Annotated in this window: 12 protein-coding genes; 6 read left to right on the plus strand and 6 right to left on the minus strand. The window is 41.8% G+C overall.

Features of this window, described 5'->3' with window-relative positions; translation table 11 throughout:
- Positions 1 to 203: 203 nt before the first annotated feature.
- Positions 204 to 4,853, minus strand: coding sequence for a YadA-like family protein (locus E7T07_RS03740; RefSeq protein WP_135709583.1), 4,650 nt, complete (start codon positions 4,851 to 4,853; stop codon positions 204 to 206).
- Between the two features lie 404 nt (positions 4,854 to 5,257).
- Here E7T07_RS03740 and E7T07_RS03745 point away from each other — a divergent pair, with 404 nt between their 5' ends.
- On the plus strand, positions 5,258 to 5,605 hold the full coding sequence (locus E7T07_RS03745; protein ID WP_135709584.1) for a helix-turn-helix domain-containing protein: 348 nt from the start codon (positions 5,258 to 5,260) through the stop codon (positions 5,603 to 5,605).
- A 638-nt stretch (positions 5,606 to 6,243) separates the two neighbouring features.
- Here the strand turns inward: E7T07_RS03745 and E7T07_RS03755 are convergent.
- The 5 genes from E7T07_RS03755 to E7T07_RS03775 all read right to left on the minus strand — a co-directional run bounded on the left by E7T07_RS03755 (position 6,244) and on the right by E7T07_RS03775 (position 8,839).
- Entirely contained in the window at positions 6,244 to 6,426 is a 183-nt protein-coding gene (locus E7T07_RS03755; RefSeq protein ID WP_135709585.1) for a hypothetical protein, read from the minus strand.
- A gap of 259 nt (positions 6,427 to 6,685) precedes the next feature.
- Entirely contained in the window at positions 6,686 to 6,994 is a 309-nt protein-coding gene (locus E7T07_RS03760; protein WP_135709586.1) for an addiction module antidote protein, read from the minus strand.
- Positions 6,995 to 7,566: 572 nt separating this feature from the next.
- Positions 7,567 to 7,989: a protein-export chaperone SecB gene (locus E7T07_RS03765; RefSeq protein ID WP_135709587.1), complete on the minus strand. Its 423-nt coding sequence runs from the start codon at positions 7,987 to 7,989 to the stop codon at positions 7,567 to 7,569.
- Positions 7,989 to 8,267, minus strand: a complete 279-nt coding sequence (locus E7T07_RS03770) for a hypothetical protein (RefSeq protein WP_135709588.1) — start codon at positions 8,265 to 8,267, stop codon at positions 7,989 to 7,991. The genes E7T07_RS03765 and E7T07_RS03770 overlap by 1 nt, the downstream gene beginning before the upstream one ends.
- Positions 8,268 to 8,284: 17 nt before the next feature.
- A complete protein-coding gene (locus tag E7T07_RS03775; RefSeq protein WP_135709589.1) occupies positions 8,285 to 8,839 on the minus strand; it encodes a hypothetical protein in 555 nt (184 codons plus the stop codon).
- Between the two features lie 170 nt (positions 8,840 to 9,009).
- Between E7T07_RS03775 and E7T07_RS03780 the strand changes: the two genes are divergently transcribed.
- From E7T07_RS03780 to hypE, 5 genes are all read left to right on the plus strand, one after another.
- A complete protein-coding gene (locus E7T07_RS03780; protein ID WP_135709590.1) occupies positions 9,010 to 9,900 on the plus strand; it encodes an IS3 family transposase in 891 nt (296 codons plus the stop codon).
- 47 nt (positions 9,901 to 9,947) lie between these two features.
- Entirely contained in the window at positions 9,948 to 10,097 is a 150-nt protein-coding gene (locus E7T07_RS10955; RefSeq protein ID WP_167874928.1) for a hypothetical protein, read from the plus strand.
- A 154-nt stretch (positions 10,098 to 10,251) separates the two neighbouring features.
- On the plus strand, positions 10,252 to 11,055 hold the full coding sequence (gene hypB / locus E7T07_RS03785; RefSeq protein ID WP_135709591.1) for a hydrogenase nickel incorporation protein HypB: 804 nt from the start codon (positions 10,252 to 10,254) through the stop codon (positions 11,053 to 11,055).
- Between the two features lie 9 nt (positions 11,056 to 11,064).
- Entirely contained in the window at positions 11,065 to 12,180 is a 1,116-nt protein-coding gene (hypD, locus tag E7T07_RS03790; RefSeq protein ID WP_135709592.1) for a hydrogenase formation protein HypD, read from the plus strand.
- Between the two features lies 1 nt (position 12,181).
- The gene (hypE, locus tag E7T07_RS03795) at positions 12,182 to 13,195 is read left to right on the plus strand and encodes a hydrogenase expression/formation protein HypE (RefSeq protein WP_135709593.1); all 1,014 of its coding nucleotides are present in this window, start codon (positions 12,182 to 12,184) and stop codon (positions 13,193 to 13,195) included.
- Positions 13,196 to 13,206 lie beyond the last annotated feature (11 nt).

Here is a 13,206-nt window from a genome sequence, read left to right on the forward strand (position 1 = left end):
CACCCAAGCTGTGGATAACGTTATGGTTTATGTTGCTAGTTTACTATAAATTTAATATACAAGGGACACACTGCGTGTGTCCATTATCAACATTGTTTCATACTATTGATTTTATTAATATTTTTGGACACACGGCATACAGCCCCAAAAACAAAAAGTGCGGTGAAAATTCACCGCACTTTGCCTTATGGGTTAAAGGAGAATTACCATTGGTAACCCACACCTACGCCGCCGCCTACATCACCGCGGCTGTTAGCGTTACCTTGAAGTTTCAAGATAAGTTTGCCGTTGTCTGAGGCTCTTGAGTAACCCACCGCCACGGCAGATTGACCTTTGAATGTCCCTGCGGACGCGGCTACCATTGAACGACCTGATTTAAACACTTGTGGTAAAGCTGCTGCTGCGTTTGCGCCAGCTACCCCTGCGCGTAAATCTTTGTTGTTACGATTGATTTTGTTATGAATATCGCCAAATTTATTGTCGATACCATTCGCCACCGCGTACAACTGGCTACCGTTTACGGCATCGGTACTTGTGCGAGACACTTCGCCCGGTGCAACGTTGGTGATTTTCGCTGCTGAGCCATCCGCTTTCGCGACTTTCACATCGCCATTTGCATCGCCACTCATCACAGGACCGCTATTACCGCCCACTTGAACCGTGGTGAAGGTTGGGGTCATTGACGTTGCAACGCTCACTTTATTACCGGATTGAGTAATATTGATATTGTTACCTGCATCAATCGTAATGGTTTCACCCGGGTTAATTAACTCGCTGGTTGTACCGCTGACCGCACCTGTTGATGAATTCGATGTCGTCAAGGTAAAGCCTGAGCCGTTAATCGCATCTCTCACATCTTTCGTGCTTGCCACTTTTTCTACGGTATCCGGTGTTGATACTACGCCTGTCGTGGTATTCGCACTGACTTCACCAAAGGCAACAGAAACTTGACCCGTTACATCTTTCGCATCAACCGCTGAACCATCCGCTTTGCTGTAAGTGCCGTCAGCATTTTTGGTTAAGCTATTACCGTCTTTATCAACATAAGTAATTTGTGTTGATGTACCGTCTACGTTAACGTTATAAGTCACATTTGTGCCATCAACGATAGCTGACGTACCCTCACCATTGTTAAAGCTTACCGTTGTTTGGTTGCCCACATTGGTCACATTCGCCGCATTGTTGTTGTCGGTGACTTTCCAAACTAATGAGCTGGTTGCATCGCCAATCGCATCGTGTAATTGTTTCACATTTACCGCATCGGTAGGTGCTACGCCACTTGATACGTTGCTGATGATATTACCGCCCATATCAATTTTTGAGTCCGGTGTCACGGTAAAGTTATTCACAGTCGTATCGCCGGCAACAGTTAAATTGTTGGTTACATCGGCATTTTTAAAGGTCACATTTTCAGTGGTAGAGAAGACAATGTCATTGCCCGTACCGCTAATTTTAATGTTTTGACCGGCGTTGTAGTTAACGGTATCGCCTGCTTTGATTTTTGAATCGCCATTCGCAACATAGTCGCTTTCACCGCCTACAGCAGTTGAACTCACGCTGTGGTAAACATTGTTAATGGTCTCCACAATATCGCCCACGGTTGCCACTTTCGCTGTGTCTGTAGGATTAGTTGGTTTTGCTTTACCATCTGCGACAGTGGATGTACCGGTTTTAACTTCAACTTTAATATTGCCATCGGTGTTTGTTACCGTTGTCGTATCGCCGTCAACAAAATTAATGTTATCCGCGACTTCCTTACCGTTCACTGTTGTCGTTGGTAAATCCACATCAAAGCTGACATCTACACCACCTTTTGAGTTAGCAGTGATATTCGCGGTAGTATTTTTACCGTTGACATAATTCACCACATCACCCGGGTTAATCACAACGGTATCACCCGTACTGGTTTGCGTTACCCAACCGGCATCGTTAATAGCGCTTGCTACATCGCTTACAGTCGCAATTGTGCCATTATCTTCATTCGCTTTTGCTTTACCTAATGTCGTACCAATATTGTTGACATCGGTATCGCTGCTCAAACCACCCGTTGCCACGGCATAGGTGAAGTTAGTGCCGTTTTGTTTAATGCTTAAGCCTTTACCTGCTTTAAAGGTTACCGTATTGCCGGCTTTCACTTCTGCATTAGATTTTGCATGACCCGCTGCTGCAGTTGCAAACGAACCGCCGTCTGTGTCTGATGTTGCAGTCCAATACACATTATTAATGGTGTCAATAACATCACCTGCGGTTACAAAGTTATCTCTATTTGTGGTTGTGCCTTCAAGTGCTGCTTTACCGCCATCCGCTTTGATATCTTGCGTCAATGCCGCTTTATTCACTTCAAATTTCACGTTCACATTGCCTGCCGCATCTTTGGTGACATCAGCAATCGTGGTTGTGCTGTTGACATAGTTAACTTTTTCGCCCGGGTTAATTGTCTCAACAGAACCATCTGTTAACGTGGTTTGCCAACCTGATTCATTAATTGCGTTAGCAACGGTTGTCGCATTAACTAATTTACCTGCATCAGCGGGTGCCGGGGTCTCCACTTTGCCGTTAGCAACACTTAAAGAGGTATTCGCTACCGCGGCGTTAACATTAGAAAGATCAACGTCGTATTTAATCGTTGTGGTATCACCATTATTTTCAACACTTACCGTTGTATTAGCACCTTTTGCAAACACAATATTATCGCCTGCAAGCACTAAATCTTTCTTGTTCGCAGCTGTCACGCTTTCTTGATAAAGGTTCCAACCTGCATTGCTGACTAAATCCACAACACTGCTGATATTGGCAATTTTGTTGTCATTGCCGTTGGTATTTACTTTGCCGTCCGGTGTGTACGCGCCTTTGCCTGTGTTAACATCCACTTTAATCGTACCACCATCGTTGGTAATCGTTGTGGTTTCAGTATTCGCCACAGGAAGTTTTGAGAAATCGGTGTCATAAGTGACATCAGTACGAGACTTACCATTTTTTGCCACAGTAACCGTTGTATTTGTGCCGTTTAAGAAGCGGACTTCATCACCAAAGCTGACCTGATCAACATTATCGGCATTATTGCCAATATTCCAATAACCGGAATTCACCGCATTGGCAACATCTGCCACCGTTGCCACACCGGTATCTGAGGTATTAGCAATCAATGCGCCTGTTTGAGTTGCGTTGAAAGTACCTTGATCCACGTCAAAGGTTACCGATGCGCCACCATTAGCTTGCGGAGTGACTTTAGCTGTAGTTAAAGTGCCATTTACAAATTGGACACCTTGACCCGGTAAGATATTCACATTGGTAGCGCCGTCCGGAGTGGTAACATTAAAGCCTTTACCTAACTCTGCAGCTACAGCATAAAGTTGAGAACCATTGATCGCATCTGTTGAGTCCTCTTTAATTTGACCTGCAGCAACATTTTTGATTTGGCGTTCATCTCCAGCAGCCCCCACGCTGACATATTCACCGGCGTCAACCGCATTACCTGCAAAGCCTGAGTAAGTAATAGGGCCCACAGTGGCATCATTCGTTGGCACAGCAGTTGCTCCTGCTGAATCATTCCCTAATACCACAGAATCTGATGTTGATACAGTGACATTGTTACCCAATACAAAGGTATTCGCACCACTAATAGTATTGTCGTTACCAAACGCATAAGAGCCATCTGCACCAGCTTGAATGGTATTTGGATCACCAAATGCGCCGGCATTATTTGCATACACTTGGTTGCCTACACCCACAGCGGTAGATGAGTTACCTGTTACATTAGAATCCGGACCAATACTGATTGAGTTTGAGCCTGAAACAACTGATGCGTTACCCATAGCAATTGAGTTAGTTGCAGTAGAAGTAGCATTTGTTCGATTACCAATAGCGATTGAATTATCAGCATTCGCGCGAGCTACTTGACCTAATCCCACAGCCATCGTTCCATTTGCATGAGTGGAACGACCAATTGCAATACTATAATCACCATTTACAATGGTTGTCCGACCAAGAGCAATACTGGAATCCACATTTGCTCGGCTTTGACTACCTATTGCAATACTATCAACCTGAGCAGCTTGAGCAAAAAAACCAAAAGACGCTGCACGCTCTCCAAGTGCTTTCGATTGATAACCAACTGTCAAAGCCCCCGCTGCCGTAGCACAAGAAATAGTACCGATCGCCATTGCTTTGGCTTCTGAAGCATTTGCGCTAGAACCAATTGCAACAGACTCGTCCTTTTGTGCCATGGAGTTATAACCAATAGCAGTCGCTTTGCTACCTGTAGCATTTGCAGAACCACCGATTGCCGTTGAAGAAGCATTATTAGAGAATGATTTATAACCAATTGCAACCGCAAATTGTCCATTTTCACCAACGATAGCCTCACGACCAATCGCTGTACTGTAAGACTCTGGATTCGTATTACGTTGTTCAGCACCCGCACCGATAACAACATCCTGTTGCCCTTCAGATTGAGCTTGTCGACCAATCACAACAGAGAGATTGTCGCCTTTAGCAGAGTCACCAATAATAACGGAACCGCCACCATTATTTTTATTTGAAACGTCCTTACCAATCAGAACGGCAGTACCATAAGTATTCCCTGCAGGCGTACTGATATATAAAGGATCATTATTAGTACCCGATGTCACACCTGAAGCACCTGCTTGGGGTTGAGCAACAGCCATTGCTGCCATCGCATCAGTCGTCCCCAATAACGCCGCACCCGCTACACCAAGTGCGAATAATGCCTTGCTTGGTTCAATGCGGTTGTCTGTTGTTGAAGATGATTTACCGTTTGATTTTGTTAATTCTGACGCAACCACAAAACGCTGCGCCGCGTGGTTCCAAATCACTTTGAAAATTTTATTCATATTTTAAATCCCCATTTTTAATGTTGAAAATTAATCCATTTACTGGATAACATCTGTCCTTAGGCATATTGGCTTTCACCAATAAATCACCTACCAAATAGCGTTAAGATACAGGTGGTTGGGGATTGTACCCCCCTTTAGCACGATAAGTCAATGAATTCAATTGATAATTTACATAAATTTACATTTCCCGTTTCAAGGCAATGGAAATCGGGCGGGAATAATGCGAATGTGCGGTGAAAAAATCGTGAATATGGCGTTTTTGTGATGATGGGTTGTTGGAGTTTGTGGACGGGGATACCCCTGTTCCTATGATTAGGAAAAAACCTTGCAAAAACTTATAAAGTATATATTATAAAACTTATAAAGAATTACCTTTATTACGTTATGAAAGAAATCAAAAAATGAACGCACTTACTAATATCCAATATATCAATGACGCACAAGGCACGCCTGCTTTTGCGGTTATTCCTTTGCCGACCTTTAATTGGCTAAAACAAAAAGCCAACATTGCCGATCCGCTTGAAACCGGCATACCGGAAGCCGTTGCTAAATTAGCCTTACTTAATGATTATTCTGCGCTAAGAGCTTGGCGCGAACATTTAGGCTTAACCCAAGCAGAAGTAGCCGGTCGATTAGGCATATCTCAAGCCGCTTATTCACAACACGAAAACTCTCAAACTTTGCGTAAAAGTACGCGTATAAAAGTCGCAAACGCATTAGGAGTTCGAGCGGAGCAACTTGATTTTTAATGCCGTGGGTTGACACCCACGGTTACCGCATGGTGCCGCCCCGCCGGGGCGGGCGTAGGGGTTAATCATATTTGCCCCGATGTTCCTGTGATTGATTTGGGGCTACCCCCTACCCCACAGCCCCTATGGGGCTGTCAGACCGATGACAAACATCAAATCATATTGTAGGGACACACTGCGTGTGTCCGAAAATGTTAATTCAATCAAAAGGCGTAAAAAATATTGATAACGGACACACGCAGTGTGTCCCTACAGTCATTTCATATTAAGATATTTTTGATTAGACTAGCTCAAAAAGGTACAAAACCGTTGGGGAAATAAAAATATAGGAACAATCAAAAAGGATTGTAAAACAATATAAATGGCTATATTATATAGTTACTGCAAGAGATAATAGAAATTGCAAGCGACTTAGATAAGCAATGTTCTATTTAAAAGCAGGGCGTTCTCGCTTGACGTTGAAGCCAGTGTTCGAATGAACCAACGTAAGGTTAAAACTGTGGTTTCTGCGGTTCTTACGGTAAAACCGTCTCAGCTGGCATTAACACTTTCATCTTGGCTATCGTGATAGATGTAATCTGCTTTATCTAATAACTTTGCTTCTGCAAGCTCAGACCAAAATACTTGGTAATCTTGTTTCATTTACGTTGTAACCCATTTTTTAAAACAAAATCCAGTTTTTGCATAACTTCATCGTGTGGAATTAACTTTATTTTTCCTGTCATAATATCTTGTAAAAAACGTTGTTCTTCCGTCAATGATTGCTCAAACATGGATGTAATTTTGTCTTTGAATATAGGTTGTGTTTGAACGTGTTGCATAAAATTCCCCTTAGTACGTAATACGATAAATTTGTTACATATTAAACCTTTTTCGTCAAAATTATAAGCAGTTCGTGAAGTGTTATTTGATTTGGGGGCGAAAAATATTTCGCCATTGAGAAAAAATGCACTTTCAAGCCGTGGGTTGACACCCACGGTTACTGCATGGTGCCGCCCCGCCGGGGCGGGCGTAGGGTTAATCATATTTGCCCCGATATTCCTGTGATTGATTTGGGGCTTCGTCAATTATTCTCGTTCATTATGCGGTTCTTGGAATAAAGGCGATATTTAAACCCAACGCAGATGATATTTTTGCAATGGTGTCAAAACGTGGTTTACTTGCGCCTGATAAGGTTTTGTATAAACTCTCGCGTGGTAACCCTGTATCTTTTGCAAGTTGGGTCATTCCCCTTGCTCTTGCTACGGTACTTAATGCTTGAATAAACTCTTCTTGAGTCCCTGTTGCAAAGGTTTCGGTTAGATAAGCCGCAATCGTTTCTTCATCTGTTAAAAATTCAGCAGGGTCAAAATCGCTTACGCTAAGATCGCTCATTGATAATGTTGTCATATTGTTTCTCCTAATCTGAACTTTTTACTAATCGCCATGCTTCTTTTGCTTTTGCAATATCTAAGGTAATAAAATTGTAATCTTTAGATTACAGTAAATCAAGCGTTTTCAATGATATTTGCCCCTGATATTCCCGTGATTGATTTGGGGCTAATGTGTTTAGCCCCTACGGTTCGTTCTTCCGTGATGATGGATTGTAGGGGCAAATTACATTTTGCCACTCTAATTCTCAGCCCCAAAGGGGCTGATTTATGAGTAACCCAGTATGGCTCTGCCATGCTGGGATATTAAATTTTTCATCAAAATGATAAACGGTTCGTGAAGTGTTATTGGATTTCAGGGCGAAAAATGTTTCGCCCGTACAGATGGTGTTATCCAATGTCCCACGCCGTATTTGCATTTTGGACAGGGATAAACCCTGTCCCTACAGGTGGTTCAGGTGCGTGAATGTAGGAATGGTTGTAGGGGCGAAACATCTTTCGCCCCTATTAGATAATGTTATATACCCCCATAAATTCGACCAAGTTAGGCTGTAATTAAGGGGATATAGTAAAAATAGTATGTGTTTCCCACTATTTTAATTCAGAATCACTAATTTTTTTCACTGAAGGTAAAGTAAATAGAGGAACAATAGTATTAACTTTTGCTCTACTTGCTAAAGAGTATATGTTCTCTCTAACAAATGGAATAAGTATCAATGGTGCATTTTTTTCAGCCCAATCATGAACAAATTGTTCTGGAAATGCTTCGTCTACGGAAAAAACACCATGTAATTTTACTTTTAAATATACAGGTGCAAATTCATCTTCAGAGTTAATTTCACCAATGACTCCAACATATAAAATCTCAGAGCTTGATGTATATTCTGAATGAGCTGTTTTAAGGGTAAAAACACTTTCTACATTTTCTTCCCTTGCTTTTGTTATGTCTCGAATTTTTAACTCTAATTCTTCAACTAAAATATCTTTTAATTGTATAGGATGTAATTTTGACATTATGCAGCAACCTCAAACATTTCATAAAAATCATCGTTAGAAGCAAATTTTGAATATGAATTTATTAAGTCATCTAATTGAGATATTGATAAATTTTGAATAATGGAACCGTTTGACATAAACGTATCGGTTAAATTATAAGACTCACCTCTTTCCTGAAAGAAAGATGTCCAAAAAGAATATTCGCTCTCAGAAACTATTTTTTCTAATTCTTCTTTAGAAGAAGATAAATACTTATCTAGCACTTTATCGACTACGTCTAAAACTCTAGGATCCATAAATTACTCCACTTACATCAAATTGCTAACAATTCATTGCTATCTTTAATTTCTATCAACTCTTCAAATCCATCTCTAACAACTAATATTTTTGCATCAGTTATTTGCATTGTTACAAAAGAATCAGGTATTTTAGGAATTGTTTCTATTGCTAAAACAATCTTAAATTTAAAGTTAATTTCATCAAATAATTTTGCAGACTCGAGTTCAATATCTTGTAAAAATTTAGCATAGACAATATGTTTTTTAGATATATCTTTTTCTTGCATAAGTTGAAATAATGCGATCAATGCCTTTCTCATTTTAGGTAAAGTTAAATCAATAATATATTTCTCATCACAAGAAACCATTGCATATATAATATCTTGTGCAGGGTAGCTAGCACTTTTAGCCCAATATTTTTTACACTTATACCAATGTTCAGCCAACAATTCTAAAAAGTCTAAATCATTCCAAAAGTAAGTACCCACACAGACTCTGTACGATTCTAGTGATGGCTTAAATCCAAACTTTCTTATTTTTTCCCCATCAAGTACTGTTGTTGCGTGAGAACACCAAAATTGTTGCATCATATCCAATCATACTAACTAATTATACTTTAATACTAACATAGAATTTCTAAGGATAGCTACTTTTTTGTAGGACTAATCACTTTCCGTGTTATAACGTGCAATTGTAGTGGTACACTAATCCCGCAGTCCTCAATAGGTGGTAAAATTAAACCCAAAATGAGGATATAAAAATGCGAAGACCTAGAAGAACCTTTAGTGCAGAATTTAAAGCTGAAGCAGTAAAATTGATTACCGATCGTAAATATTCTATTGCACAAGCTTGCAAAGAACTCGACATTGGTGAAACCGCGTTGCGTCGCTGGGTAAGTCAAGTTCAAGCGGACAAAAAACATACCGCACTTGCCATTGAAATCAAGGTCATTTTTGATGCAAGCCGTCAATCCGCTGGTAAGCGAACCGTTCAATCAGGTTTGATACAAAAGGGAATTCGAGCTAGTTTGCCGTTGATTCGCAACCTAATGATTCAACAGGGATTATTTAGCAAGCAGCCACAAAAATGGCATAACCGAAATAAAGAAACAAGGCAAGTTTTTGCTAATCATTTAAACCGAGCATTTACGCCTGATGCACAAACGACGGTGCTTTGTGGCGATACGACGTACGTCAAAGTAAATGGCATTTGGTGCTATTTAGCGGTGGCGATTAACCTGTTAAATCGCCAAGTGGTTGGCCGGAAACTGAGCCGACATCACGATGCACAATTGGTTGTCGATGCGTTAAATCATGCGATGTTGCAGACCAAACGTACGAAAACGATGCTGTTTCACTCAGACCAAGGCAGTATTTATGGGAGTAAGCAATTTACCCAGTGTGTGCAAAAACACAAGCTAACGCAAAGTATGAGCCGACGGGGCAACTGCTGGGATAATGCCCCGATGGAGCGTTGGTTTAGAAGTTTTAAATATGAGTGGATGGCATATGGTGGTTATGTTGATTTTGAAAGTGCGGTCAACGATGTAAAAGATTATGTGATGTACTACAATCACATTCGCCCACATAGCTATAATCAAGGTTTACCCCCGATTTTAGCTGAAAAAACTTATCGGGGACTGTTGAATTAGTTGATCACTACATCCGACATATTTTTTCAACCGCTAAATTAGCGGGATTGGCAAAAGAAACCGTTGAAGAAATTTTGCAAGAAATTTACATCAAACATTCACGGATAAATGAAATAAAAATCAATACGTTACCCTCATCTATCGCTGACCCGATTTTAACAGGATTGGAAAAGAAGTTAAGGAGAATGGATTTTTAATATTTTCGCATTATCTAATTAAATAACCTAACAAACATCTACCCAATTCTTACTATTTTGTAAAAATTCTGATCCTGATCAACGTCAATTTGTTGAAATTAGTGTTTAATTATTAGTGTTGAATTTTGCAGATTGAGTTGAAAGGAGAAAAATTATGTGTTCAACCTGCGGCTGTGGTAGTGCTCAAGTGAGAATCGGTGAATTACCGCATACTCATGATAACGATCCGAAAAAAATGTCTCAAAACCGACCGCACTTTACTATCAGCGGTTTTACCGCCGTGCAAGCGCAACATACTGACAACACCCAAGCCCGTTTGTTGAAAATCGAACAGGACGTGTTGGGGGAAAATAATCAATTTGCCCGTTTGAATCGGGATTTTTTTAAACAAAACCATATATTGGCGTTGAATTTAGTGTCCAGTCCCGGCTCCGGTAAAACCACGTTACTCACTTCAACCTTAATCCGATTGAAAGGACGCAAACAATGTTATGTCATTGAAGGAGATCAACAAACGGAAAATGATGCTCTTCGCATCCGCGCCACCGGTGTACCTGCGCTGCAAATTAATACCGGCAAGGGTTGTCATTTGGATGCCAAAATGGTGCTGGAAGCATTAGCCAAACTGCAACCGCAAACCAACAGCACGTTGTTTATTGAAAATGTAGGCAATTTGGTTTGTCCGGCGGAGTTCGATTTGGGCGAATTTGCTAAAGTTGCGATTCTATCGGTGACGGAAGGTGAAGATAAGCCGTTGAAATATCCGCACATGTTTATGGCGGCAAAACTGATGATTATCAATAAAATCGACTTATTGCCTTATTTGAATTTCAACTTGGAACAATGTATCGCTTACGCCAAACAAGTGAACCCGAATATTCAAATTCTCTGTCTTTCCGCCACTTCAGGCGAAGGGATGGATGAATGGTTGCAGTGGCTGGAAGCGCAAGCGGTTTAAGGATAAAAAATGCAGTTTGTTGATGAATTTCGTGATCCTGTTTTAGCGCGTAAATTGATTACCCGTTTGCAACAATTAATGGAAAAGTTGCCGCAATTTACCAAACAAAGACCGCTTTATTTAATGGAAGTTTGCGGCGGGCATACTCATACGATTTTTAAATTCGGGTTAGATCGTATTCTGCCGGAAACCATTGAATTTATTCATGGTCCCGGTTGCCCTGTGTGCGTACTGCCAATGGGGCGAATTGATGTGTGTATTGAAATTGCCCGCCGTCCGGAAGTGATTTTCTGCACGTTCGGCGATGCTATGCGGGTGAAAGGGCGACAAGGTTCTTTATTGGATGCCAAAGGTCAAGGTGCCGATGTGCGTATTGTATATTCTCCGTTGGATGCGTTAGATTTAGCGCAGAAAAATTCCGATAAAAAAATTGTCTTTTTTTCACTCGGATTTGAAACTACCATGCCGAGTGCCGCCGTCACGCTGCAACAAGCCAAACGTCAGCAAATCGATAACTTTTTTATTGTGTGCCAAAATATCACGATCATTCCGACTTTGCGTGAATTATTGCAGCAGGAGCAAGTCTTAATCGACGGTTTTATTGCCCCCGGTCACGTCAGTATGATTATCGGCACCACACCTTATCAAGCGCTCACCGACAAATATCACAAACCCTTTGTGATTACCGGCTTTGAACCTTTGGACTTGCTGCAAGCGATTGTAATGTTGGCGGAGCAGTTTGTTGACGGTCGCTGCGAAATTGAAAATCAATATAAACGCATCGTACAACAGGAAGGCAATCTGCTTGCCCAACAAGCCATGCAAGAGGTTTTCCGCTTGAAAAACAGTAGCGAATGGCGCGGGTTGGGAGAAATTGCCGAATCCGGCGTTGAATTAACTGAGGCTTATCAACAATTTGATGCGGAAAAACATTTCCACACCACGCCGCAAGCGGTAGCCGATGATCCTTTAGCCCGTTGTGGCGAAGTGTTAACCGGTAAATGCAAACCGAACGATTGCCAACTGTTCGGCACTAAATGCAATCCTGACAGTGCGTACGGCGCATTAATGGTGTCCTCCGAAGGGGCTTGTTCCGCCTATTATCAATATCGAAGAGAAGAATAAGATGAGTGATCTCATTACAATGGCGCACGGCAACGGTGGTTTGCTGATGCAGAAATTGATTCATGACTATTTTATGCGTTCCTTTGACAACCCGTTGCTTGCGCAGAATGAAGATCAGGCGCGTTTACCGCTGTCCTCCTTAGCAGCACAAGGTGATCAACTGGCTTTCAGCACGGACAGTTTCGTAATTGATCCGATTTTCTTTCCGGGCGGCAATATCGGCAAATTAGCCGTATGCGGCACAATCAATGATGTGGTGGTGAGCGGTGCGATTCCCCGTTATTTATCCTGCGGGTTTATTTTGGAAGAAGGTCTTCCGTTAAATCAGTTGCAACAAATCATCACCGCAATGGCGGAATGTGCCACACAAGCGGGCATTCAAATCGTCACCGGTGATACGAAAGTTGTACCGCGCGGTGCGGCGGATAAAATATTTATCAACACCAGCGGTATCGGTGTAATTCCGTCAACCGTCCACTGGGGAATGCAACATATTCAGGCCGGTGACAAAATCATTGTCAGCGGCACATTAGGCGATCACGGCGCCACTATTTTAAATTTACGGGAAAATTTAGGCATTCAAACGGATTTAATCAGCGATTGCGCCGTACTAACACCACTGGTGGCGCTGTTACGCCCGTTCAATGGCATTAGAACATTGCGCGACGCCACGAGAGGCGGTGTCAACGCCGTATTACACGAATTCTCCCACAGCAGCGGTTTGGGAATGCAAATTTATCAAGACAATTTACCGATTCGTACGGAAGTCAGAGGCATTTGCGAATTACTCGGTTTGGATGCGTTAAACTTCGCCAACGAAGGGAAACTCGTGATTATCGTCAGCCCCGAGGCGGAACAACAAATCTTATCCGCCTTACGGTCTCATCCGCTGGGCAAGAATGCAGCTGTGATCGGCGAAGTGATCACAGAGCAAAAAATTCGTTTAATCGGTTCTTTCGGTCAAAGCCGCTTATTAGATCTCCCTGTCACCGAACCGTTGCCGCGTATTTGCTAATAAAACAAAGG

Source organism: Actinobacillus porcinus, assembly GCF_901764995.1.
In the GTDB taxonomy this organism is placed as follows: Bacteria; Pseudomonadota; Gammaproteobacteria; order Enterobacterales; family Pasteurellaceae; genus Exercitatus; species Exercitatus porcinus.